The organism is Phenylobacterium sp. (assembly GCF_031425575.1).
GTDB lineage: Bacteria > Pseudomonadota > Alphaproteobacteria > Caulobacterales > Caulobacteraceae > Phenylobacterium.
The window spans coordinates 25,645-47,354 of record NZ_JANPJP010000209.1 but is presented as its reverse complement, the minus strand read 5'-3'; the positions used below and the strand labels follow the sequence as shown (position 1 = coordinate 47,354).

28 protein-coding genes are annotated in these 21,710 nt (G+C 68.8%); 8 read left to right on the top strand and 20 right to left on the bottom strand.

All coding sequences use genetic code 11. From position 1 onward, the window contains the following. Nucleotides 1-61: 61 nt before the first annotated feature. The 3 genes from RMO97_RS12205 to RMO97_RS12195 all read right to left on the bottom strand — a co-directional run bounded on the left by RMO97_RS12205 (nucleotide 62) and on the right by RMO97_RS12195 (nucleotide 4,907). Nucleotides 62-964 carry a DsbA family protein gene (locus RMO97_RS12205; RefSeq protein WP_310541344.1) on the bottom strand — a complete coding sequence of 301 codons (903 nt, stop codon included), beginning with the start codon at nucleotides 962-964 and terminating at the stop codon, nucleotides 62-64. Nucleotides 965-1,021: 57 nt separating this feature from the next. After that, complete coding sequence (locus tag RMO97_RS12200) at nucleotides 1,022-3,445, bottom strand: hypothetical protein (protein ID WP_310541343.1); 2,424 nt, start codon at nucleotides 3,443-3,445, stop codon at nucleotides 1,022-1,024. Between the two features lie 115 nt (nucleotides 3,446-3,560). Next, nucleotides 3,561-4,907: an MFS transporter gene (locus RMO97_RS12195; protein WP_310541342.1), complete on the bottom strand. Its 1,347-nt coding sequence runs from the start codon at nucleotides 4,905-4,907 to the stop codon at nucleotides 3,561-3,563. 159 nt (nucleotides 4,908-5,066) lie between these two features. Between RMO97_RS12195 and RMO97_RS12190 the strand changes: the two genes are divergently transcribed. Together RMO97_RS12190 and RMO97_RS12185 are read left to right on the top strand one after the other, a co-directional pair. Then, nucleotides 5,067-5,684 (top strand): hypothetical protein, encoded by a 618-nt coding sequence (locus RMO97_RS12190; protein ID WP_310541341.1) that lies wholly within the window; start codon nucleotides 5,067-5,069, stop codon nucleotides 5,682-5,684. A gap of 199 nt (nucleotides 5,685-5,883) precedes the next feature. Further along, the gene (locus tag RMO97_RS12185; protein WP_310541340.1) at nucleotides 5,884-6,168 is read left to right on the top strand and encodes a hypothetical protein; all 285 of its coding nucleotides are present in this window, start codon (nucleotides 5,884-5,886) and stop codon (nucleotides 6,166-6,168) included. Between the two features lie 202 nt (nucleotides 6,169-6,370). On the opposite strand, the gene RMO97_RS12180 is transcribed toward RMO97_RS12185, so the two are convergent. Continuing rightward, nucleotides 6,371-6,619, bottom strand: coding sequence for a GlsB/YeaQ/YmgE family stress response membrane protein (locus RMO97_RS12180; RefSeq protein WP_310541339.1), 249 nt, complete (start codon nucleotides 6,617-6,619; stop codon nucleotides 6,371-6,373). Between the two features lie 103 nt (nucleotides 6,620-6,722). Between RMO97_RS12180 and RMO97_RS12175 the strand changes: the two genes are divergently transcribed. The 3 genes from RMO97_RS12175 to RMO97_RS12165 all read left to right on the top strand — a co-directional run bounded on the left by RMO97_RS12175 (nucleotide 6,723) and on the right by RMO97_RS12165 (nucleotide 8,638). Next, on the top strand, nucleotides 6,723-7,640 hold the full coding sequence (locus RMO97_RS12175; protein WP_310541338.1) for a hypothetical protein: 918 nt from the start codon (nucleotides 6,723-6,725) through the stop codon (nucleotides 7,638-7,640). A gap of 121 nt (nucleotides 7,641-7,761) precedes the next feature. Beyond that, entirely contained in the window at nucleotides 7,762-8,121 is a 360-nt protein-coding gene (locus RMO97_RS12170) for a cytochrome c (RefSeq protein ID WP_310541337.1), read from the top strand. A 70-nt stretch (nucleotides 8,122-8,191) separates the two neighbouring features. Then, nucleotides 8,192-8,638 (top strand): Hpt domain-containing protein, encoded by a 447-nt coding sequence (locus RMO97_RS12165; protein WP_310541336.1) that lies wholly within the window; start codon nucleotides 8,192-8,194, stop codon nucleotides 8,636-8,638. Here RMO97_RS12165 and trxC read toward each other — a convergent pair. From trxC to RMO97_RS12140, 5 genes are all read right to left on the bottom strand, one after another. After that, nucleotides 8,635-9,078: a thioredoxin TrxC gene (gene trxC / locus RMO97_RS12160; RefSeq protein WP_310541335.1), complete on the bottom strand. Its 444-nt coding sequence runs from the start codon at nucleotides 9,076-9,078 to the stop codon at nucleotides 8,635-8,637. The two genes, RMO97_RS12165 and trxC, sit on opposite strands and share 4 nt — an antisense overlap. Before the next feature lie 71 nt (nucleotides 9,079-9,149). Further along, entirely contained in the window at nucleotides 9,150-10,493 is a 1,344-nt protein-coding gene (locus RMO97_RS12155; protein ID WP_310541334.1) for a hypothetical protein, read from the bottom strand. Nucleotides 10,494-10,601: 108 nt separating this feature from the next. Then, nucleotides 10,602-11,210 carry an SOS response-associated peptidase family protein gene (locus RMO97_RS12150; protein WP_310541333.1) on the bottom strand — a complete coding sequence of 203 codons (609 nt, stop codon included), beginning with the start codon at nucleotides 11,208-11,210 and terminating at the stop codon, nucleotides 10,602-10,604. Then, complete coding sequence (locus tag RMO97_RS12145; RefSeq protein ID WP_310541332.1) at nucleotides 11,210-11,566, bottom strand: hypothetical protein; 357 nt, start codon at nucleotides 11,564-11,566, stop codon at nucleotides 11,210-11,212. Before RMO97_RS12145 ends, RMO97_RS12150 begins: the two co-directional genes overlap by 1 nt. A 105-nt stretch (nucleotides 11,567-11,671) precedes the next feature. After that, the gene (locus RMO97_RS12140; RefSeq protein WP_310541331.1) at nucleotides 11,672-13,045 is read right to left on the bottom strand and encodes an MFS transporter; all 1,374 of its coding nucleotides are present in this window, start codon (nucleotides 13,043-13,045) and stop codon (nucleotides 11,672-11,674) included. Nucleotides 13,046-13,145: 100 nt separating this feature from the next. Between RMO97_RS12140 and RMO97_RS12135 the strand changes: the two genes are divergently transcribed. Next, entirely contained in the window at nucleotides 13,146-13,763 is a 618-nt protein-coding gene (locus tag RMO97_RS12135) for a glutathione S-transferase family protein (protein WP_310541330.1), read from the top strand. A 72-nt stretch (nucleotides 13,764-13,835) separates the two neighbouring features. Here the strand turns inward: RMO97_RS12135 and RMO97_RS12130 are convergent, their stop codons facing one another. The 8 genes from RMO97_RS12130 to RMO97_RS12095 form a co-directional block, all read right to left on the bottom strand. Continuing rightward, entirely contained in the window at nucleotides 13,836-14,177 is a 342-nt protein-coding gene (locus tag RMO97_RS12130; RefSeq protein ID WP_310541329.1) for a hypothetical protein, read from the bottom strand. Then, nucleotides 14,174-14,824 (bottom strand): SRPBCC domain-containing protein, encoded by a 651-nt coding sequence (locus tag RMO97_RS12125; protein WP_310541328.1) that lies wholly within the window; start codon nucleotides 14,822-14,824, stop codon nucleotides 14,174-14,176. Before RMO97_RS12125 ends, RMO97_RS12130 begins: the two co-directional genes overlap by 4 nt. Nucleotides 14,825-14,835: 11 nt before the next feature. After that, on the bottom strand, nucleotides 14,836-15,423 hold the full coding sequence (locus RMO97_RS12120) for a TetR/AcrR family transcriptional regulator (protein WP_310541327.1): 588 nt from the start codon (nucleotides 15,421-15,423) through the stop codon (nucleotides 14,836-14,838). 86 nt (nucleotides 15,424-15,509) lie between these two features. Further along, entirely contained in the window at nucleotides 15,510-15,665 is a 156-nt protein-coding gene (locus RMO97_RS12115; protein WP_310541326.1) for a hypothetical protein, read from the bottom strand. Next, complete coding sequence (locus RMO97_RS12110) at nucleotides 15,662-16,087, bottom strand: group III truncated hemoglobin (RefSeq protein WP_310541325.1); 426 nt, start codon at nucleotides 16,085-16,087, stop codon at nucleotides 15,662-15,664. Before RMO97_RS12110 ends, RMO97_RS12115 begins: the two co-directional genes overlap by 4 nt. Next, nucleotides 16,084-16,452 (bottom strand): response regulator, encoded by a 369-nt coding sequence (locus RMO97_RS12105; protein ID WP_310541324.1) that lies wholly within the window; start codon nucleotides 16,450-16,452, stop codon nucleotides 16,084-16,086. The genes RMO97_RS12110 and RMO97_RS12105 overlap by 4 nt, the downstream gene beginning before the upstream one ends. A 38-nt stretch (nucleotides 16,453-16,490) precedes the next feature. Beyond that, on the bottom strand, nucleotides 16,491-17,180 hold the full coding sequence (locus tag RMO97_RS12100; protein WP_310541323.1) for an alternative oxidase: 690 nt from the start codon (nucleotides 17,178-17,180) through the stop codon (nucleotides 16,491-16,493). 171 nt (nucleotides 17,181-17,351) lie between these two features. Continuing rightward, the gene (locus RMO97_RS12095; RefSeq protein WP_310541322.1) at nucleotides 17,352-18,092 is read right to left on the bottom strand and encodes an N-formylglutamate amidohydrolase; all 741 of its coding nucleotides are present in this window, start codon (nucleotides 18,090-18,092) and stop codon (nucleotides 17,352-17,354) included. A gap of 44 nt (nucleotides 18,093-18,136) precedes the next feature. Here RMO97_RS12095 and RMO97_RS12090 point away from each other — a divergent pair, with 44 nt between their 5' ends. After that, a complete protein-coding gene (locus RMO97_RS12090) occupies nucleotides 18,137-19,072 on the top strand; it encodes a transglutaminase family protein (RefSeq protein ID WP_310541321.1) in 936 nt (311 codons plus the stop codon). Nucleotides 19,073-19,090: 18 nt separating this feature from the next. Beyond that, nucleotides 19,091-19,897: a transglutaminase family protein gene (locus RMO97_RS12085; protein WP_310541320.1), complete on the top strand. Its 807-nt coding sequence runs from the start codon at nucleotides 19,091-19,093 to the stop codon at nucleotides 19,895-19,897. On the opposite strand, the gene RMO97_RS12080 is transcribed toward RMO97_RS12085, so the two are convergent. From RMO97_RS12080 to RMO97_RS12070, 3 genes are read right to left on the bottom strand one after another with little or no spacing between them, the layout of a single operon-like run. Continuing rightward, on the bottom strand, nucleotides 19,894-20,511 hold the full coding sequence (locus RMO97_RS12080; RefSeq protein WP_310541319.1) for a DUF1190 domain-containing protein: 618 nt from the start codon (nucleotides 20,509-20,511) through the stop codon (nucleotides 19,894-19,896). The genes RMO97_RS12085 and RMO97_RS12080 overlap by 4 nt on opposite strands. 7 nt (nucleotides 20,512-20,518) lie before the next feature. Continuing rightward, nucleotides 20,519-20,932: a DUF350 domain-containing protein gene (locus RMO97_RS12075; RefSeq protein WP_310541318.1), complete on the bottom strand. Its 414-nt coding sequence runs from the start codon at nucleotides 20,930-20,932 to the stop codon at nucleotides 20,519-20,521. An 18-nt stretch (nucleotides 20,933-20,950) separates the two neighbouring features. After that, complete coding sequence (locus tag RMO97_RS12070; RefSeq protein WP_310541317.1) at nucleotides 20,951-21,589, bottom strand: DUF2491 family protein; 639 nt, start codon at nucleotides 21,587-21,589, stop codon at nucleotides 20,951-20,953. Nucleotides 21,590-21,710 lie beyond the last annotated feature (121 nt).

The following is a 21,710-nucleotide window of genomic DNA, read 5'->3' as shown; positions in this document are numbered from 1 at the left end:
TCAGGCAACGACTTTTCCTCCCCTGTGAAGCGGAGCGCAACGGGGGAGGAAAGAGCCTGTGTCAGGCCTCGACGGCTTGCGCCAACCCCCGCGCCCTGGCCTCGGCGGCGGTGAAGTAGACGACGCCGTCGCCCCAGTCGTAACTCACCACACCCTCGGGCGGCGTGGCGGCCTCGCCGCAGAGCACGGCTAGCTCCTTGGCGGTCAGGACCGGCCAGCGGGCGAAGGCCTGTTGCGGCGTCGGGTCGGGGCGCGGGTCGGCGGTCGCGCCGGGCAGGGCGGCTTCGAGACCGGCCACATACTCCTCATAGCCCACCCAGCCGGCGACGGTCTGGTCGCCGCCCGGACCCCGGAAGATCACGGTGGGCAGGGCGTAGCGGTCGTGGCCCTCGGAATGTTTGAGTTCGCCGTTCATCGGGCTGTCGTGCTTGAGATTGCGCACATAGTCGTTGGGCGCGCGGGTCTCTTCCCAGTCGGCCTTGTAGGCGGCGGCGACCTCGGTCCGGGCCTGGTCGAGGCGCCAGCGGGCGTGGTCGAGGCCGGGTACGCCTTGCGTCGCCGCGTCGAACTCGTCGGGGGTCTGGGGGCCTTGGCCGAAGATGAAGATCTGCTCGCGGAAGCGGCGCAGGACGGCGTGGGCCACATCCTGGCCCTGAAGTTCGGCGGCCTTCACCGCCGCGCCCATGGGGTCGGTGGACTGCAGCATCAGGTGCATGGGGTTGGGATAGGGCATGCCGGTGAGCGCCCAGACCCGTTTCCAGTAGGCGCGCATGGGGCCCGCGGCGCTGACCCGGTCCCAGTCGTCCTTGCCGGTTGCGGCGTCGCCCACCAAGCCGCCCATGACCTTGCGCCAGGTGAGGTGGTGGCCGTGGCGCCAGTCCAGCAGGCGCAGCAGGGGCTCGGCGCCCCAGGCGGTGGAGCAGACGGCGTCGGTGTACTCGATCGCCTCGATGCGGTCGGTCATGGCGGCTTCCTTCCCTGAACGGCTCTCTGCGGAGCGTCCTGAAGGCTAGCACCGATGTCAGGCCGGCGGCAGGTTCTGGATTTGGGTGGCCGTGAAGGCGTTGACCTGGGCCGGGCTCATGGCGGCGACAAGCGTCGTGGAGAGCTGGCGGACCTGGGTGATGGTGAGCTTCGGGATCTGGGTCGCGGCGAAGGCGGCGACCTGGGTGGTGGTTAGAGAGCCGATCAGGGTGGTGCTGAGGGCGGCGATCTGAGCGCCGGGAAGGGCCGCGATCTGGGTCGCGGTGAAGGCTCCGAACTGGGTGGGCTCAAGGGCCGAGAGCTGGCTGGCGGTCAGGCCGGCGATCTGGGTCGCCGCCAGGGTTGCGAACTGGGTGGCCGAGAGGCCGAAGAGATTGGTGGTGGTCAGGGCGCCCACCTGGCCGGCGGTCAGCCGCACGAGCTGGGTGGCGGTCAGTTCGCCGAAGTCGGTGGCGCTGAGGCTGCGGATATTGGCTGCGCTGACGCCCTGGATCTGGGTGGCCGACAGGCCGGCGACCTGGGTCTCGGTGAGCGCTGAGAAGTTGGTGGCGGTCAGGCCGGCGATCTGGCTGGCCGCCAGGGCGCCAAGCCGGGTCGCGTCCAGCGAGGCCAGGGTGGCCGGACCGATGGCGTTGATCTGGACGCTGGTCATGGCGCCGAGCTGGGTGAGATCGAACTCGCCGACGTCGGTGGCCGAGAGACCGCCGATCTGGGTGGCGGTCAGGGCCCGCACCTGGCTGGTGGTCAGGTCGGTGATCTGGGTGGCGTCGAGGGACGAGAGGTTTGTCGAAGACAGGCCCGCCAGCTGGGCGGGGGTCAGCTCGTCGATCTGGGTCGGGCTGAAGCGGCCGAAGTCGGTGGCCGAGAGGCCCCCCAGGGCCGTGGCGCTAACGCCGCGAAGCTGGGTGGTGGAGAGCCAGCCGATCTGGGTGTCGTTGAGCGCTGCGACCCCGGAGGCCGACAGTCCGCCGAGCTGCTGGGCGCTGAGCCCCTCGAACTGGGTGTCGAACAGGGCCGGCAGGGCGCTGGCCGAGAGCGAGCCGAACTGGCCCGGGGTGAAGCCCTGAATCTGGGTGGCGGTGAACTCGCGCACATCGGTGGCGGTGAGCGCCCGGACCTGGAAGGCGGTGAGCCCCTGGAGCTGAGTGGTGCTGAGCTGCTGGACCACGGTGGCGTTGAGCGACCCGATATTGGTGGCCGACAGGGCGCCGATCTGGGTGGCGGTGAGGCTGACGATCTGGGTCGGGGTGAAGCGCGCGAAGTCGGCCGCCTCCAGGCCGCCGAGCTGGCTGGCGGTGAGGCCCCGGATCCTGGCCGGGTCCAGGGCCGCGAACTGGGTGGCCGAGAGCGAGGTCAGGTTGGTGACCGAGAGGCCACCCACCTGGCCGGCGGTGAGGGCGGCGATCTGGGTGGCGGCGAGCTCGGCGAAGTCGGTTGTCGAGAGGCTGGCCATCTGGGTGGCGGTGAAGCCCGCCGTCTGGGTGGTGGCCAGGGCCTGGATCTCGGTCTCGTCCAGGCTGGCCAGGTTGGTGGTCGAGAGCGCGCCCAACTGAGCGGCGGTGAGGGCGCCGATCTGGCCGGAGGTGAACTTGTCGAAGTCGGCGGCCTCCAGGCCACGCACCTGGGTGGCGGTGAGGCCCGTGACCTGGGTGGTGGTCAGGGCCGCGACCTGGGTGGCGTCGAAGGCGGCCAGGGCGGTGTTGGTGAGGCCGGAGATCTGCGTCGAGGACAGGGCCGCGATGGCGCCGGGCGCGAGGGCTGCGAGGTTGGTGGCCGCGATGGCGCCGACCTGGCTGGCCGACAGGGCGCCCACCTGGGTGGCCGTCAGCCGGCCCAGGGTGGTGGCGTCCAGGTCGCGCAGCTGCAGGGTGTTGAGGCCCTTCACCTGGGTGGTGGAGAGCGAGGCCATCTCGGTGGCGTCGAACTGGGCCAGGTGGGTGGTGGCCAGGACCCCGATCTGGGTGGCGGTGAAGCCCCCGAGCTGGGTCAGGTTGAACTCGTCGATGTCGGCGGCGCTGAGACCCTTGATCTGGCTGGTGGTGAGACCCTTCACCTGGGTGGCCGACAGGGCGCCGATCTGGGTGGCGGTGAGCCCTGAAAGGTTGGTGGCCGACAGGCCCGCCAGCTGGGTTCCGGCCAGGGCGGCCAGGCGGGTGGTGTCCAGGGCGCCGAGCTGGCTGGAGCTGAGGCCGCCGAGCTGGCTGGCGTTCAGGGCGGTGAGCTGGGCGGTGTCGAACACCACCGCGCTGGAGAAGTGGGCGATCTGGGTGGTCTTCAGACCCTTGACCTGGCTGGCCGACAGGGCCCCGACCTGGGTGACCGAGAGGGTCCCGATCCCGGTCACGCTGAGCGCGCCCACCTGGGTCGCGGTGAGCTGCTGCATCTTCGTGGTCGAGAGCGGCTGCAGGACCGTCGCCGAGAGGGCGGAGATCTGCGCAACCGAGAGGTACGAGATCGGCATGACGCCAAGCTTAGACGTTCACGCTTAAGCGATGATCAACCGCCGGGTGAATTCCGCCAGGGCAGGCGGTGTGGGGTGCTTTCCTCCCCTGTAAACAGGGGAGGAAAGCAGAGGCCTAGCTGACCAAATCCCGCACCATGGTCTTGCGGGCGATCCAGAAGATGGCGGCGCTGATCAGGGTGAACAGCGAGGTCAGAACCATGGACCAGCGCAGGCCCTCGGCCGCGCCGAGACCCCCGAGGGTGGCCAGGGCGTCGCTGAGCAGGCCGACGAACAGGGGTCCGAACCCCAGGCCGATCAGGTTCAACACCAGCAGCAGCAGGGCGGCGGCGGTGGCCCGGGTGTGGGCCGGCACGACGCTCTGGGCCGTGGCGAAGACCGGGCCGTACCAGAGAGAACCCAGGATGCTGGGGATGATGGTCAGCCACAGCGCCGTCATCGGATTTTCGACCGTGTAGATGAAGTAGTAGGAGGGCAGGGCCAGGACCGCGGCGGCGGCTGGGACCACGGCGTAGCCGCGGGCGTCCCTGCGCGCGGCGATATCGGCGAACCAGCCCCCGAGCAGGGTGCCGACGATGCCGGACGCGCCGCCGATGAGACCCAGGGCCAAGCCCAGGAAGCCGGTGGACTTCAAGCCATAGGGCGCGGCCAGCAGGGCAAGTTCATCCCCATGCAGGCGCATGAAGAAGGCGGCGTTGAAGGCGCCCTGGCCATAGCCCACGAAGGCCATCAGTCCGGCGGCCACCGCCATCAGCCAGAAGGTGGGCTTGCCTCCCAGCACCTTGAAGGCGACCGACAGGGGCGGGGCGGCCTCGGCCTGGCTCGTGGCCAGCGCCGACATGTACTTGCGGGGCTCCTTGAGGCAGAAGCCGGCCACCAAGGCCAGGGCCAGGCCCGGCGCGCCCGCCACGAAGAAGGCGACGCGCCAGCCATAGGCGTCGGCGATCAGTCCGCCCATCACCAGACCCAGCAGGGTGCCGATGGGGATGCCCAGGGAATAGGTGGCCAGCGCCGAGGCGCGTTTCTCCTTGGGGGTGTAGTCGGCGATCAGGGAATGGGCGCAGGGATTGCAGCCGGCCTCGCCGAAGCCGACCCCCATGCGGGCGATCAGCATCTGCGGGAAGGTCTGGGCTCGGCCGCTCAGTACGGTGAAGCCGCTCCACAGCGCCATGGAGGCCGCGATGATCCAAGGCCGGGAGAACCGCTCGGCCAGGCGGGCGATGGGGATGCCCAGGGTCGTGTAGAAGAGTGCGAAGGCCAGTCCCGTGAGCATGCCCAGCTGCCAGTCGGCGAGGCCGAGGTCCTTCTTAATGGGCTCGGCCAGGATCGAGACAATTTGACGGTCCAGGAAGGACAGGATGTAGGCGCCCAGCAGGATGGCCAGGGCGAAGGCGCGGTAGCGGGCGGTGAAGGGGGAGGCCTCCTCCGGGGCGGGCACGGCGGGCGTGGCGGCGTCGACCATGGTCTTGGACTCCCTGACTTTCTTATCGTTGGGGTCAGATTGGCTCAGTTACGGGCCGTGCGCCACCGCCGCTTGACCCTTGCGCCCTGGACGCTCGAAGTGACGCACCCCTTGGACGTTTCACGCGTTCAGCCTCCCTGATCACCACAGGGACTCTCCATGGCCGCTTACCGCCTCCTGCTCGCCACGGGCGCCTGCGCGATCGCGCTGGCCGCCTGCAATCCGCAAGCCCCGGCGACGCCGCCGGCCCAGTTCCCGGCCACGGTTCCGGAAGCCCCGGGTCCAGCGCCCGGCCCGGTTTCCACTGAGGACCCCAGCGCGCCCGTCGAGGCTCCGGCGCCCGGCACGCCGGCCGGCCTGGCCGACGACCGCACCCCGATCTCCGAGGCTCCCTTCACCCCGCAGAGCGCCCAGGGTGCGGCCGATGTGGTGCAGGCCTATTTCGCCCTGATCGGCGAGAGGAAGTACGCCGAGGCCTGGGCCCTGTGGGGCGACGGCGGCAAGGCCAGCGGCATGAGCCAGGCCGATTTCGTCGCCAGCTTCGACCCCTATTCCCAGTACTCTGGCAATGTCGGCGCGCCAGGTCAGATCGAGGGCGCGGCGGGGTCATCCTATGTCGAGGTCCCGGCCATCGCGTTCGGCCGGCTGAAGACCGGCGCCCAGTTCAACCTCAAGGGCTCGATCACCCTGAAGCGCGTCAACGACGTGCCTGGCGCCTCGGCCGAGCAGCGCAAGTGGCGCATCCAGACCAGCGGGCTGAAGCCGGTGCAGCCGTGAACGGCGCGACACCCTGCAAGGTGAGCAGAAGCGCGCCGGCGTCCACCGAGACTCGGTGGACCTGCGTCGGCACGGGCATTGATCGACAAGGCCCGCCGGGCCGATCGCAAAGCCCTTCCCCAACCCGCCCACGACGCTAACCTTGGCGGGTGATCGAAGACCGTACGGCGCGGCCCGCCGTCCTGAGAAAGGACTAGCCATGCGCACCAATCCCTGGATGAAGCTGACGATGGACGCTTGGTCCCTGGGGATGGAGGCGTCCTCGGTGATCGGCCTGCGCGCCCTGAAGATGGCGGCCGGCGGACCGGCCGCCCAGACCGAGGCGGCCCTTATGATCAATGAGAAGATCGCCTCGACCCTGGCCCTGCAGATGCGGGCCGCGACGGGAGGCTTGGGGACCACGCCCCATGGGGCGGCGTCCAGGACGGTGGCGCACTATCGCCGCAAGGTGCGGGCCAACCGCCGCCGGTTGTCGAAGATCTAGGGTCTTTGTTTTCCTTCTCCCCTTGCGGGAGAAGGTGGCCCTGCGGAGCAGGGCCGGATGAGGGGTCGATAGACCTCTCGAGTTAGGGCGGTTGGATCAGTTGCGGAGAAGGGAGCGTGACCCCTCATCCGGCCGGTCGCCGACCGGCCACCATCACCCGCAAGGGGAGAAGGCTCCGAAGTGTCTGATTGCAGTGTGCCGCTTAGCGCTTGCGGACGAGGCCCAGCAGGAAGAGCAGCAGGATCGCGCCGAGGGTGGCGATGACCAGGCTGCCGACAACGCCGCCGAAGTTGATCCCCATGATGCCGGCGAGGAAGCCGCCGAGCAGGGCGCCGACCACGCCCACAATGAGGTTGGTCAGCAGGCCATGACTGCGGCCCATGACCTTTTCCGCGATCCAGCCGGCCAGGATGCCGATGATAATCGCGCCGATAATTCCTACGCCGCTCATGATGTTAGCCCTCTCTAGATTTCGTGACGGGGTGCAAACGCGGAGCGAAGGCCAAGGTTCACTCGCGCTTGCATCGCCGGCCGCGAGGTGAGAGGCGAGCGGCATGAATAGCAACCATGCCCTGGTCCTTGGCCTGTGGCGCCGCATCCGCCGCCGCATCGCCCGAACCGGCCTGAGCCTCGACACGGTGGCGGCCGGCGAGGCCGAGCTGACCACCGTGGAGGCCGACCTGCCGGCCTATCTGTGGGTCTATCGCGAGGTGCTGGGGCCGTGGCTGGCCTCGGCCGCCGCGGCGGGCGACCTGGCCGACCAGCTGGTCCGCTGGCTGCATCGCCACAATCAGTTCCTCTACGCCACGGCGCAGACCCGCGCCGAGCTTGGGCAGGTCTACGCCCAGACCCTGGCCGACACCGCGGAACTGCTCGCCGAGGCGCGGACCGAGCAGGAGGTCGAGGACGGCCTGCCGCAACTGCTGGCCGAACACCATCAGCGGCTGGCCCTGGCCCTGAAGGTGGCCTTCGGAGCGCGGCTGCGCGACACGGTGCAGGCCGAGTATTCACCCGCCCTGCAAATTGCGGTGCTGGGCCTGGACCGGGTGGAAACCCCGGTGCTGGACGTGGGTTGCGGGGCCACCGCCGCCCTGGTGGACTACCTGCGCGACGCCGGGATCGAGGGCGTCGGCATGGACCGCGACGCCCAGGCGCAGGGGGTGGTCCAGGCCGACTGGCTGACGCAGGACTATGGGCGGGGGATCTGGGGGACAGTGATCTCCCACCTCGGCTTCTCCCTGCACTTCCTGCATCACCACCTGTCGGACCACGACCTGGCCTTCGATTACGCCCGAGCCTACATGCGGATTCTTGGGTCGCTCAAGGTCGCCGGCCGGTTCGCCTACGCCCCGGCCCTGCCGTTCCTGGAGGAGGTGCTGGGAGACAACTACCGCGTCGAAAGCCGCACCTTCGACGGGTACGGCGGCGGGTTGCCCGTCGAGAGCTCGACGGTGGTGACGCGGCTGGCCTAGACCGCCGCGGGGGGCAGGGACCGGGATGCTGCTGGCGGTGGTGAAGCGGGTCCTCATCGGGGTACAGTGGGCCGCCCGGGCGACAGCGACCCAGTAGCCGCCGCCGGGCGTGGAGACTTTGATGGCCCGACCTGTCCTGATTCTCGCCGCCCTGCTGGGCGGCGCCCTGATCGCGGCCCAGGCCTCGGCGCAGGACGCGGCCACCGACGCCTCGGCCGACCGGGGCCGGGACCTGGTGCTGAAGCACTGCAGCCGATGCCATTCCCTGGCGCCGACCGGGCCGAGTTCCGAGCCTTCCGCGCCGCCGTTCCGCGACCTGCACAAGCGATATCCGGTGGAGAACCTGGGGGAGGCCCTGGCCGAAGGCATCCTTGTGGGACACCCGCAGATGCCGGAGTTCAGGTTCGGGCCCGACGACGTCACCGCCGTGATCGACTATCTGAACCGCATCCAGTCTGGGACCGCCAAGCCGAGCCCCTGACCCCCAGAATGCGCATAACCGTTTGTTTGTCTCTGGGTGGCTAGAACAGGGTTACACGGCGGAGGGAATAATGGCGGGAAACGCGACCTCATCACGGCAATCCCTGTCCCTGGCCCTGGGAAGCGTGGCCAAGGCGCAGGCGGCTGTGCAGGCCTTGTCCGACAATTTCGACGTCTGGATGCACGAGGAAGTGGCCAAGCTGGACGCCGCGCGCGAGGCCCTGCCCAGGGACGGCTACAGCATCGAGGCGGTCAGCGTGCTCTATATGCGCGCCCACGACATGAAGGGCCTGGCGCCCACCTTCGGCTACCCCCTGATCCACCAGCTGGCCGCCGGCCTCTGCGTGCTCATCGATGACGACAACCTGCCCTTCGACTCCCGCCTGCCGCTGATCGACGACCACATCGACGCCATCCGCACCCTGGCCAGCAAGAAGGTCCGCAGCCAGGCCGACCCGTTCGGCCGCAAGCTGGTGGCCCAGCTCGAGGGCGATCTCCGGCAGTTGATGGAAAGCTAGGCGGCGGGCTGGGCGCCATGGGTCTCGACCCAGCGGCGCAGCAGGTTGATGTCGGCGAGGCCAGACTGGTTGGCGACGATCTTGCCCTCCTGGAAGACGAAGAGGGCCGGGATGCCCTTGATCCCGTACTGCGCCGAGAGCTGCGGTTCGGCGTCCACGTCGATCTTCACGAAGCGGGCGCGGGGTTCGAGCTCGGCGCAGGCGCGTTCGAAGATCGGGGCCATGGCCTTGCAGGGACCGCACCAGGCCGCCCAGAAGTCCACGATGATCGGGACGCCGCTTCCCGCCACATGCTTGCGGAACCGGGCGGTGGTGAGCGCGGCGGGATGGCCGTCGAACAAGGCCTTGTGGCACTTGCCGCACTTTCCCGCCTTGGCGTCACGCTCCGGGGGCAGGCGATTCACGGCGTCGCAGTGGACGCAGACGATCTGGACGGACATGGCGGCCTCCTCGGCCAGCTAGGGCGCGGAACCTTAGATAGGCGTCCCGGGCCCGCGCGCCATGCGCCAGGTCAAGTCGGTGCGCACAGCACGCCGTTCGCGTCGGCCCAGGCCACCGCGTCGGGGGCGACCACCACGACGGGGGCGAAGCCGCCGCCGGGAGTGCGGAAATTGGTGGTCTGGCCGCTGTAGAGACGGGCCGCCGTCATCAGGGTCTTGCCGGCATAGGTGTAGAGCCGCACGTCCATCTTGCGCACCTGCGGATCGCCCGCGATGCGGACCCGCCGCTCGCTGGGCGCGGCGAAGTCCTGGGCGATGTAGTCGCCCGCCGTCACCGTGGTCCAGGCGCCGCGGGTGATCTTGTCGCCGCGATAGACCGCCTTGCCCGCGTGGCCGGCGGCGGGCTTGAAGAACAGCGACTTGCGTTGCGCCCACAGGGCCTCGGCGTTGTCCGGGGTCACCAAGCGGGCGCGGGGCAGGCCCCGCAGGGCGGTGATCAGGTGGGGTGCGACGCCGAGGCCGGCGAGGGCGTCTGGGTCCGACAGCAGGGTGAGATTGCGCTTGTCGGCCAGCAGGGCGTGGTTGCGCGGGTTGGGGGTCACCACCACGGCGCCGGAGAGGTAGGCGTCCCGCAGGGTCGCGGTCTGCGGAGTTTCCAGGCCGAAGTCGCAGTGACGGTTGTAGACCAGGTCAATGGTCAGGCCGCCCGCGGTGAGGCGACCGTCGACCATCCGCAGTTCGGCGGGATCGACGATCACGGTCTGGACCCCGCGCCGCTCCAGGAGCGCCTGGGCCAGCAGGAACTCCGGATAGAGGTATTGGCCCTGCGGGGCGTCGTCGACGATGGCCGCCACGGCTGGCTTGCCGGTGCGGCCCTGCAACCGCCATTCGGCCTGGAACATCGCCCAGACCGCGTCGTCGAAGTCGGCCAGGGAGCGGGGCGTGGTCACCGCCGCCACCTCCGGACAGCAGGCCGCCAGGGCCTGGGCCAGCAGGGCGTTGAGGAAGGCCCCGCCGGCGTTGGTGTTGACCTCGATGAGCTTGGGCCCCTCAGGGGTCAGGTGGAAGTCGTAGCCCATCAGGGCGCCGCGCGGGCCCTGGGCGGTCCGAGCGCTCGCCGGACCCCAGGACAGGACTGCCGCCTGGAAGGCCGGAAGCTCCGCCACCGTCTCGATGGCGCCCGCCACCGCCTCCATGGCCGCGACCTCGTCCTGGGAGATGAAGGCCGGGCCGGTGGAGAAGAGGTGGGGGCGGTCCTGGGCCAGGGCCTCACCGGAGATCACGCCCCCGGCCGCCGCGTCGACGGCGCGCCAGACGCTGGCCTCGTCGACATCGATACAGAAACAGTCGCGATTGAGCCGATCCTGCAGGAGCCCTGGGCCCGGCGAGCAGTTCGACGTCAGGTCATCGGTCATCGGGTCGGCCGTTTCGGTCTGCGGGACTGACGCTCATATGGGGGACGCGATCGGGGGCGGAAGAGGAAGCACCCTATCCCCGACGGAGAACACCGCCCACGAACTTGATCAAGCCGCCAGGTCGGTTCCGTCCTTGCGCAGCAGGGTGTGGGTCAGGCTGCCGGCGGGCGGAGGGGCGAGAAGCGTGCTCTGCGGACGGGCCAGGGTCAGCCAGTCCAGGCCGGCCTTGGGCGCCAGGGGGATGATCCCGCGGTCGTGGTAGGGGGCGACGTCGGGGCCAGGGCTGGCGGTCAGCATCGAGAAGCAGCCTTCCTTGACGAGGCCAGCGATCCAGAACCAGTCCTGCCCCGCCATGGTGAACTGGTGCTTGTCCTTCAGCTTCACCTTCGGAGCCAGGGGCGTCGTGTACTCGAAGAAGGCGTCGGCGAAGATCAGCACACGGTCGTTGTGGCTGAAGTCGCGGCCCTCGGACTTGAAGTTGAACACCGGCTTGCCGCCCGGTCCGGGCCAGGCCCAGGGGGTCATGGAGGCGACCAGCCTGTCATCCCGCAGCCGGAAGATCGGGGCGGTGTCACGGATCTTCACGCTGGCCTTGCCCGACAGATCGTTGGGGGTGTGGTCGTTCTCCCATTCGAACAGAGGCGGGGCGTCGAAGACGCGGGCGAACTCAGCGAGCAGCTCGTCCAGGGACTTCTTGCGCGCGTATTCGTTGCACATCAGTCCACGCAGAGCCCGGGGCCCATCCGGCCCTGCACCACGGTGGTGAAGCAGCCGCAGGGGTCGGATGTGGACTGGCACCGTCCGGTGACGGCGGCGGCAGGGTCACTTGGCGCCTCACCTTCATGGAGGCAGCGTCCCCGGCAGTCGGACTTGTCGGAGCAGGTCTTGCCGGCGTCGGGATAGGCGATGACGCACGCTGGCCGCTGCATGCGGCAGACGGGGCGGACCGTGCCGCCCCTGGCGGCGCAGGCGGCGACATCGGGACCAGCTGAGTTGACCACGGGCGGGGGTGGGGCCGGCGCGCACGAGACCATGACGAGGGCCAGGGCGGCGGCGAGGATCGACTTGAGCATGGCTCGACTAGACCACGGGCGCCGGCTGAGGCCAACAGTCGCCGAGGCTGATCTGGCTGCGCCGCTCGCCATGGTGAGCGGCGCAGACCAGTCAGTGTCTTGGTGTCAGGAGACCAGCTCTTCGCGGATGGTGCGACGCGCCAGCCAGAAGAGGGCGGTGGCGATAACGCCCAGGAAGGCCGAGAGGATCAGCGCCCAGCGGACACCCTCCGCCGAGCCCAGCTCCAGCGGCCCGTTGGCCAGGACGTCGGAGAGGATGCCGACGAACAGCGGCCCCAGACCCAGGCCCACCAGGTTGATGATGAAGATCAGGATCGAGGCCGAGGTGGCGCGCATCTGCGGCGGCACCAGGCTCTGGGCGCTGGCATAGACCGGCCCGTACCAGAGCGAGCCTAGGAGGCCCGGCAGGATCAGCAGCCACAGGGCCCAGAAGGCCGAGGGCAGCAGGATGGCGGTGGCGTAGATGAAGGGTGAGATCAGGGAGGCGACGGCCGGGACGCTCATATAGGCGCGGATGTCGCGCTTGGCGGCCCAGTCGGCGATGGCGCCGCCGGCCCAGGAGGAGATGATCCCGGCGGTGCCGCCCATCAGGCCAAGCGCAAGGCCCAGGAAGCCCACGGAGCCGAGGCCGAACCGGTCAGCCATCTGGGCCACTTCCTCGGCGTGGTTGCGCAGGAAGAAGGAGGCGGTGAAGGGGGCGTGGCCGTAGCCGATGAAGGCCTTCACGGCGGCGGCGAAGGCGATCAGCCAGAACACCGGCTTGCCGCGCAGGTACTTCAGGGTGGCGGAGAAGTGGCCCTTGCCCGGGGCATGGGCCGCGGCGGCCGCGGCGCTCATGGCCTTGCGCGGCTCCTTCAGGGTCAGGAAGACCACGATGGTGAACAACAGGCCGGGCAGGCCGGCCACCAGGAAGGCGGTGCGCCAGCCGTAGGCGTCGGCGATCAGCCCGCCCATGGCCAGGCCCAGCAGGCCCCCCAGCGGGGTGCCGATGGAGAAGAAGGCCAGGGCCGAGGCGCGTTTTTCCTTGGGGGCATAGTCGGCGATCAGGGAGTGGGCGGTGGGTGTGCAGCCGGCCTCGCCGATACCGACCCCGATGCGCGCGCCCACCAGCTGGGCGAAGCTGCCGGCCTGGCCGCAAAGCACGGTGAAGCCTGACCAGACCGCCAGCGAGCCGCCGATGATCCACACCCGGTTGAAGCTCTCGGCGAGGCGGGCGATGGGCAGGCCCAACACCGTATAGAAGATGGCGAAGGCCAGGCCGGTCATCAGGCCCAGCTGCCAGTCGGCGAGGCCCAGGTCGTTCTTGATCGGCTCAGCCAGGATCGTGACGATCTGCCGGTCGAGGAAGTTCAGCGTGTAGACCAACATCAGGACGACGAGGGCGTAACGGCGGTAGGCGTCAGACACCAGGGGGACGGCCGGACCCGTGCCGTCGGAAATGCTGGCGCCGATAGGGGCCGGGGCGGAAGCCTCGGTCATGATGGGGGTTTCCTCGGATGGTTTTTGATTGTTGGCGACACTAGACGGCGCCCGAGCGCTCACGCCAATAGCGGCTGCGTGATAATAGCGGAGGTAAGTCATGGAATTGCTGATCGGAACCCGCAGGTGGTCCAGCTGGTCGCTGCGGCCATGGCTGGCCCTCAAGCGGACCGGAACGCCGTTCACCGCAACCCTGATCGCGCTGCGCCAGGAGAACAACCAGACCTATGAGGCGATCCGCCCGGTCTCCAGGTCTGGCCTGGTGCCCGCCCTGAAGGATGGAGACCTGGTGGTCTGGGACTCGCTGGCGATCTGCGAGTACCTGGCGGAGAAATTCCCGGCCGCGAAGCTGTGGCCTGACGACCCGGTCGCCCGCGCCATGGGCCGTTCGGCGGCCGCCGAGATGCATTCCGGATTCCAGGCCCTGCGCCAGGAGTGCCCCATGGCCATCGACCTGGAGCCGCGCCAGGCCGACCTCTCCGAGGCGACGCGCAAGAACGTCGCCCGCATCACCGAACTCTGGAACGAGCTGCTCGGCAGGTTCGGCGGGCCCTTCCTGCTGGGCGACTGGTCCATCGCCGACGCCTTCTACGCCCCGGTCGCCAGCCGCTTCCGCACCTACGGGATCAGGCCGCAAGGGGCGGCCGGCGCCTATGTGGCGACGATCCTGGTGACGCCGGACTTCCTGGAATGGGAAGCCGCGGCGCGCGCGGAATAGTCGGCCTCGCCGCAACAGGCCATGGGCGCTCGGCCGGGACTTCTCGACCAAGCGACCGCTTATTGGACAGAGCTAGCCCAGCAGCTTGCCGATCGCCCCGCCGATGGCGCCGGTCACCGTGGAGCTGAGCGTGCCGAGGGCCAGGATCATCGGTGCGACGTCCTTGAGCGCCTGGGAGACCCCGATGCCGATCAGGGCGCAGAGCCCGCCGACCATGGCGCCGCCGGCCAGGCTGGGGACCCAGCCGCCGCCGGCCAGCTTGGCGTAGGCCAGTCCCGCCACCAGGGAGATGGCCATGCCCCCCAGGGCGAAGACATTGTTCTTGATGAAGGGGACGTAATGGCCGGCGATCACCATGGCCAGTTGCACGGCGGTGGCCACGGCCACGGTGGTGAGGATCAGTTTGGTGTTCATGGCTTGGCGCCCCCTTGCACCTTGCGATCGGCCGCAGCGGCCTTCTCCTTGGCGGCGCGCGCGGCCCAGTCGATGGGGCCGGTGACGAACCGGGACTTCAGTTCGGCCAGGGAATAGGCGTTGGCCCACTCGAACTGGCGATAGAGGTTGTCGAACACTGGTCCTGGGCCGTAGCCCACCCCCGACAGGGTCACCCGCGTGCTCTGCGGCGTCAGCTCGGCCAGTTCGATCACGACGGCGGTCTTTGCGAACTCCGCCGCCCCGGGGAAGCCCGTGGGCGCCTGGACGTTGCGCATCACCAGCAGGCGCTGCGGCACATAGGCGGTGATCTGGTTCTTGATGTTGTCGGCCGAGCCCAGCTTGGCGGCGGCGTCATAGTTGGTCTCGATCATCCCATCGACCTGGAGGTCCACCGAGGCCAGGGGCGTGGCCCAGGTGCGGTAGCCGTCGGAGGTGGTGAAGGCGCGCCAGACCTCGGCGCGGGGGGCCGGGACCACGATGGAGAGCTGCATCACCCGGTCGCCGCCCGTCTCGACGAAGCCGCTATTCTCCACGCCGGGGAAGTCGCGCCAGCTGGCCGCGGCCTGGGCCCCGGTGGCCAGGGTGAGGGCGAGAGCTGCGGCGATCACGCCGATCGGTCTGGTCATTGCAGGGTCCCCTAGGTGGCGTCGGCTTCCAGCCGGTTGAGGTAGTCGCGGAGCATCTCGACGCAGGCGTCGAAGGCCTCGAGCGTGCGGTGGGTGCGCGACTGCATCACGCCCCCCTCCATGGTGGTCAGGATGAAGGTGGCGAGCTTGGCCCGGTCCAGGCCGGCGGGCAGGCGGGGGCCCGCGTCGTCGAGGCAGGTCCGTACGTGGCCCGCCCAGCCGGTGAAGTTCACCGACAGCAGCTCGCGCACCGGCGGGTCGGGCTCGTGCAGCTCCAGGGCCAGGGATCCGATGGGACAGCCATAGGCGCAGTCGGTGGCCGCCAGCATGTCGCGGTAGCGGCCGAGCAGGGCGAAGATGCGCTCCACGGGATCTTCCTGGCCCGCCCAGGCCGGGGCCAGCAGCATCGGATAGATGCCGTCGCGATAGGTCTCCAGCACCGCGATCAGCAGGTCCTGCTTGGTGGGGAAGAAGTGGTAGAGGCTGCCCGCATTGGCGTCGGCGGCCTTCAGGATGTCGGCGATGGAAGTCGACAGGAACCCCTTCTCGCCGAACAGGGCGAGGGCGGCGAAGAGGATGCGTTGGCGCGTCGGTTCCAAGGTGGGCGTCCCAGTTGAACGCTCACTCAAGCACAGCTTGAACGGCCGTTCAAGTCTGACGTTACGCCGTTACGCGAACGCCGAGTTCAGCTGAAGGCGGCCCAGGTCAGGAAGCCGGCGATGACGGTGCAGAGGCACATGTTCACCAGCATGCGCATCATCCCGCGTTCATGCTCGTTGGCGATGCCGAGGCGGTCGCAGACGCCATTGGCGGGTGACATCAGGATTTTCAGTAATTTCATGATGTTGGGCTCCTGAGGAGTTGGGGGAGCTCGCCGCGGGAGGCGGCCATGCCCAGTTGCAGGCTCTCGGCGATCATCGCGGCCTTGGCCATGAACAGGTCCGCCGCCGGTGCGGGGCACACCTCGCGCGCGGTCTCAGAAAAGAGGGTCAGCCACCGCGTGAAGTGGCGGCGATCCAGGTCGGGGATGCGAGCATGGGCCTGCATCGGCGAGCCCTTGAAACGCCCGGTCGCCAGCAGCACCGATGACCAGAAGTCGCAGAGCTTGGCCAGGTGCTCGTCCCACCCCTCACCGATGACGCGGTTGAAGATGGGGCCGAGCTCCGGATCCAGGCGGGCCTTCGTGTAGAAGGCGTGCACCAGGTCGGCGATCATCGGTTCGGTGACGCCGGCCGCTGCGCCCGGCCCCTCGCGAGGGGTCATGAGGCCCTTCCGTTGGCGTGAAGAGCCAGGGCCTCCTCGACGGTCACGAGCAGGGTGTCGGTCAAGAGCGGTTTCTCCACGATCGGAACCCCGGCGGCGGCGGCCTCAGTGCGGACGTCCCTCGAGGGTTGGGTGGTGACGAGGATGGCCGGCAGGTCGACATGCCGCCGCCTGAGCTCCTGGACGAGTTGCAGCCCGTCTATGTCTGGGAGCGCCTGTTCGAGGACCAGGCACCCGGTCATGGGGCTCTCGGCCCGTTGGAAGAGGGCCTCGCCGTTCTCGTGGACCTCGACAGTGTGGCCGTCGATTTCCAGCGAGAACTTCAGCGCGGCGCGCACCGCCTCGTCGTCATCGACGATGAACACCGTGCCCTCTTGAGGAGAAGGGATCACCAAAGGCCTCGTTACGCGGCGGTTTTCCAGGTGGGCTGCAGCTCGATATGCGGCGGGCAGGGGGCCACGGCGCCTTGCGGCAGGTTGGCCAGCTGGTTGGCGAAGCCGTGGTTGACGTCACGATGGTGGGCCTCGTCGGCCCGCACCACTTCGACGACATCGCGCAGGGTCGCATCATCGGCCAGACCCCAGTAGCGCTTGGCGAGCTCGGGGGCGGCCACATTGGGCGACCGGCCCTCGTCGATCTCGGCCAGGTAGTGGGTGTAGCTGATCACCGCCTCTTCCTCAAAGTAGCCGACGACGCGGTGCGCGGTCTTGGCCGAGACCAGGTAGAGGCCGAAGAAGCAGAGGTAGAAGACCCACTGCACCGCCACCACGACGAAGCGCTCGAAGGCCGTCGGCTTGGCCACCTCGATGAAGGTCATCAGGTGCATCCGTTCGTTCTCGGCCTCGTCCATCAGGGTCTTGATCCAGCCGTTGTCGTCGCACATGCGGCGCAGGCACTTCAGGTGGTTCAGGGTCGCGCCGACCATGCCGGGCACGGCGGCGACGGTTTCCAGCACGATGGCCCGGTGGCCGTAGCGCTTGGCGAAGAAGGTGTCGGCGCAGAAACGCAGCAGCTTGGTGAAGCCGAACGCCACCCGGTCAGAAAGCCCCTTGGGGGTGTGGTGGATCGAGAGATCGACAAGCGGCGTGGTCATGGAAAACTCCTTGGGCTGACCAGCGGGGTGTACCCAAGGTGGGGAGGCGGCGACATTCGGGGCTTTCCCCTACGCAGTTCCCCGGAGGTGGGGTTTTGGGAGGCCTGATGCTGACCGGGACCCGCGCCGACCTGGCCGCCGACGGCCGCACCCAGGTCAAGCGCGACACCATCAATCAGGCCTGAGCGCCTCGGTCAGGATCCGGTCGAGAACCTCCGCCATCGCCGCCTGGTCGGATGGCTCGGCGATGAGGTCCTGGCGCACCTCCAGCTCCAGATAGTCCAGGCCGCGCGGGTCTGCGTGCAGGGGGACCGTATTGTCGGTCTCGTCCATGCGATAGGGCGCGTTGTCGCCGGCGGCGTCGCCCAGCTCCCGCTGAAGAATGGCCAGCACCCGGCTCGAGAAGGCTGAGTCGTCGCGGTGCAGGACTCCCATGCGCCAGGGCCGCACGTGTCCCTGCATGACCGGAGTGAAGCTGTGCAGGGAGACCAGGATCGTCGGCCGGTCCGCGCGGCGGTTCAGCTCGGCGGCGATGGCGTCCTGATAGGGCTGATAGATCTCCGTCCGGCGTGCGGTCATGGTCTGGGCGTCCAGGCCGAGATTGCCGGGGATGGTCACGCCGTCACTGATCTCGGGCATGGCGGCCGGCGCGCCGGGCCGCCGGTTGCAGTCGATCACCAGGCGCGAATAGGTCTGGCGGATGAAGCAGGCGTCCAGGCGCTCGGCGAGCCGGTCCCCCAGGCCGCCGATCCCGATGTCCCAGGCGATATGGGTGTCCATGTCGGCGGCTGTCAGGCCGAGGCCGCCCAGACCCTTCGGGATCGCCCGCCCGGCATGGTCGCCGATGAGCACAAGGGGACACACGCCGCCCGCATTGGTGACATGCACCGGGGACGGATCGTCGCGGTGCAAGATTCGTTTAGAACTTGGCGACAAATCGGCCTCACGCTCACCCAATGCCGATCCTCTCGATCCGCCACGTCACCCGCTACCGCTACCGCACTCCGGTGGCGCTGGGCGAGCATCGCATGATGCTGCGGCCGCGCGAGAGCTATGATCAGCGCATCCTGTCCTGCGACCTGACCATCACGCCCACGCCGGAACGCATGCGTTCGGTGCACGATGTGTTCGGCAACTGCGTCAACGTCGCGGGTTTCTCCGGCCGCACCGAGGAGCTGATCTTTGACAGCCGGGTTCGCCTGGACCACACGCCCCTCCCGGCCTTCGCCGATGTCGAGGGGGAGGTGGAGGTTTATACCGGGGCCATGCCCTTCGACTACAGCCCCGAGGATCTGCCCGATCTCGAGCAGTCCATGCAGCGGCACTATCCCGACCCCGAGGGCCTGATCGACGCCTGGGCCCGGCGGTTCGTGAAGCCGGTGGGGAAGACCAGCCTGCAGACCCTGCTCAGCGACATGACCCAGGCCATCTATGCGGAGTTCAAGTACAATTCCCGCCTGGCGCGCGGCATTCAGGATCCCCTTGAAACCCTGGCGCTGCGCAGCGGGACCTGCCGCGACTACGCCATCCTGATGATTGAGGCGGCCCGCAGCCTCGGCCTCGCGGCCCGGTTCGTCTCCGGCTACATCTACAGTCCCATGGTCGGCGCGGGCCTCAGCCGCGCCAGCGCCGGCCACACCCATGCCTGGGTGAGGGTCTACCTGCCGGCCTGTGGCTGGGTGGAGTTCGATCCCACCAACGGCATCGTCGGCAACGCCGATCTGGTGCGCGTCGCCATAGCCCGCGACCCTCGACAGGCGGTGCCGCTGCACGGAAGCTGGTCAGGTCAGGCCGCGGACTACCTCGGCATGGAGGTCGAGGTTGATGTCCGCGACGAAGGAGAGCTCGATGTGCAACCTATGCCGTTCCGAGCCATTGGCGCGGGAGGCTAGCGGCGACCCGGGGACCTGATGCGCATCAAAACGGGCTTTGAGATTATCTACGACTGCCCCGATCCGGTTCCGATGCTCCTGATGCTCAGCGTCCATCCGACCCGGCGGCACGACCTCGAGACCCCCGACTGGCTGCGCACCGACCCCATGCTGGACGTGCGGCAGTACCTGGACGGCTGGGGGAACATCTGCAGCCGCGTCCTGGCGCCCGCGGGTCGCCTGACTCTGTCGGCGGACTTCATCATCGCCGACGACGGCCAGCCTGACGTGATCTCGCCCCTCGCGACCCAGGCCCGGGTGGAGGACCTGCCGGACGAGGTGCTGATCTTCCTGCTGGGCAGCCGCTATTGCGAGACCGACCGGCTGAGCAATATCGCCTGGTCGATGTTCCAGCACACCGAGCCGGGCTGGCCCCGCGTCCAGGCCATCGTCGACTGGGTGCATAACCATATCAAGTTCGGTTACGAGCATGCGCGGCCGACCATGACCGCCTTCGAGGCCTATTGCGAAGGCCGCGGCGTCTGCCGCGACTACGCCCATCTCGCCGTCGCCTTCTGCCGCTGCATGAATATCCCCGCGCGATACTGCACGGGCTATCTGGGCGACATCGGCGTGCCCATTGTGGGTGAAATGGATTTCAGCGCCTGGTTCGAGGTCTATCTCGGCGGAAAGTGGCACGCCTTCGACGCCCGCAACAACATGCCCCGCATCGGCCGGGTGCTGATCGCGCGGGGCCGTGACGCCACCGACGTCGCCATCGCCAACACCTTCGGCACAGCGATCCTCAGCAGCTTCAAGGTCGTCAGCTACGACCTGCCCGACTAGCCGCCGAACGACCGCGACCCGCCGCCGAAACCGCCGCGGGAGATGATGGAGCTGCGGCTCTGGACGCGGGTGGGGGCGTTGGCCCGGGGGGCGTCGAAGCTGTCGGAATTCACCCGCGTGCGGCCGGTGACGTAGTCGCGTGACACCGGATAGCCCGAACCGCCCGTGAAGCCGCCGTCCCGGTCGCGATACATCGGCGCGCCGCGATAGCCGCCGAGGTTGTTCATGGCCTGGCCGATGATGAAGCCGGTGAGCAGGGGGGTGAAGAAGCTGCCGCCGCCCTGGCTGGAGCGGGGCACGCACTGATCGACGCCGTAGCGTTCCTCGCAGCTCTTTTGGTCTCCGAATTTGGGCGCGTTCTCCGCGCTGTCCTTCTGGGCCTGGGTCAGGGCGGCGGAGCACTGCTCGGCCGTGAAGCTGCCGGACGCGGTGCAGTCGGCCAGCGAGGTGAAGCTGGAGGCCTCCACGCTGCGGCCCGAGCTCGCCGCCGGGGGATCGCCCCACTGGGTGGCGGGGGGCGCGCTGTCGCAGGCGGAAATCGAGATAGCCGAGCCGGCCATCAGGCTGGTGAGGGTGACGGCGCCGGAGCGCTTGCGCGGACGGAGTTTGGACATGGGCGGCTCAGGAGGTCATGCAGGCGGCGTTGAGCATGCCCACCGCCAGGGAGATGCTGGCCAGGTAGACCCCGGCGGCCATCTCGCCGCGCTCGATGCGGGCGGTGACATCCTTCATCACGATCATCCGGATCAGGGTGAAGGCGGCGATCTGGATCACACCGGCCAGGGCCGCCCAGGCGCAGAACTCGATCAGGCTGACGGTGTGGGACAGGGCCGAGGCGAGGGGAAGGACGTAGCCGAGGAGGGCGCCGCCCAGGGCGACGGCCGCGGCGGTGTTGCCTTCCCGGATCAGCCGGCCCTCATGATAGGGCGTCGCCCACTGATAGAGGACCTTGAAGGCCACGGTGAACAGCCCGGCGGCGACGAAGGCCACCAGGAAGGCCAGGGCGCTGGCGGCGAAGCCATAGAGGTCGAGCATCTCAGCAATTCTCCAGCGTCAGGCCTTGAACTCGCCGACCTCGAGGGGCACGCCGAGCATGACCTCGAACGACACCTCGCCGTCCTCGGTCTCCTGCTCAATGGCTAGCAGAAGCTCGCGCGCGTCGCCCGGCAATTCTCGCGAAAACAACATGCAGGTCTGGAAAATCCGGCGGTCGGGAACCCCGTCGCGGTCGTCGTGCAGGTCTTCCCAGAAGGTCACCGGATCCTGGCTCTCGGCCTCCTCGCCGAACCAGAAGCGGGTGTAGTCCGGCAGGCCGGCGGCGGTGAAGGTCCGCGCCCGCAGCCGCTGGGCCCAGGCCTCGCGGTCGGCGCGACCGCCCGGATAGGCGCTCTCCCAGGGCACGAAGATGGTGATGTCGGTGACCCTCTGGCCCTCGCGGTCGTCGGAGACCGCCTGGAACATGGCGTGGTCGTCGGTGTAGAACCGGTGGACGAATCCGCCCTCCTTCAGGTCCACCAGCCCTTGGGCGGTGATCTCCAGGGTGTCCTGGTCCAGGGGGAAGCGGCGCTCCGACCCCAAGCGGCGCCAGGCCAGGGGATCGACCCACAGCGTCCGGCCCAGCGTCACGTTGCGGATCTCTGGCAGGGCCGAGACGGGGGCGGCCTCTTTGCGACCGAAGAGCTTACTGAACATGACCTGGACCCGAGGTAAGACTGATCTCCTATCTAGGACGGCGCGCTTGCGCGCAAAAGGGTGAAGGTCGCTCTCGACGGCTGGCGCCCGGCCACCCATCTTGTATGAACCTGTCACCACC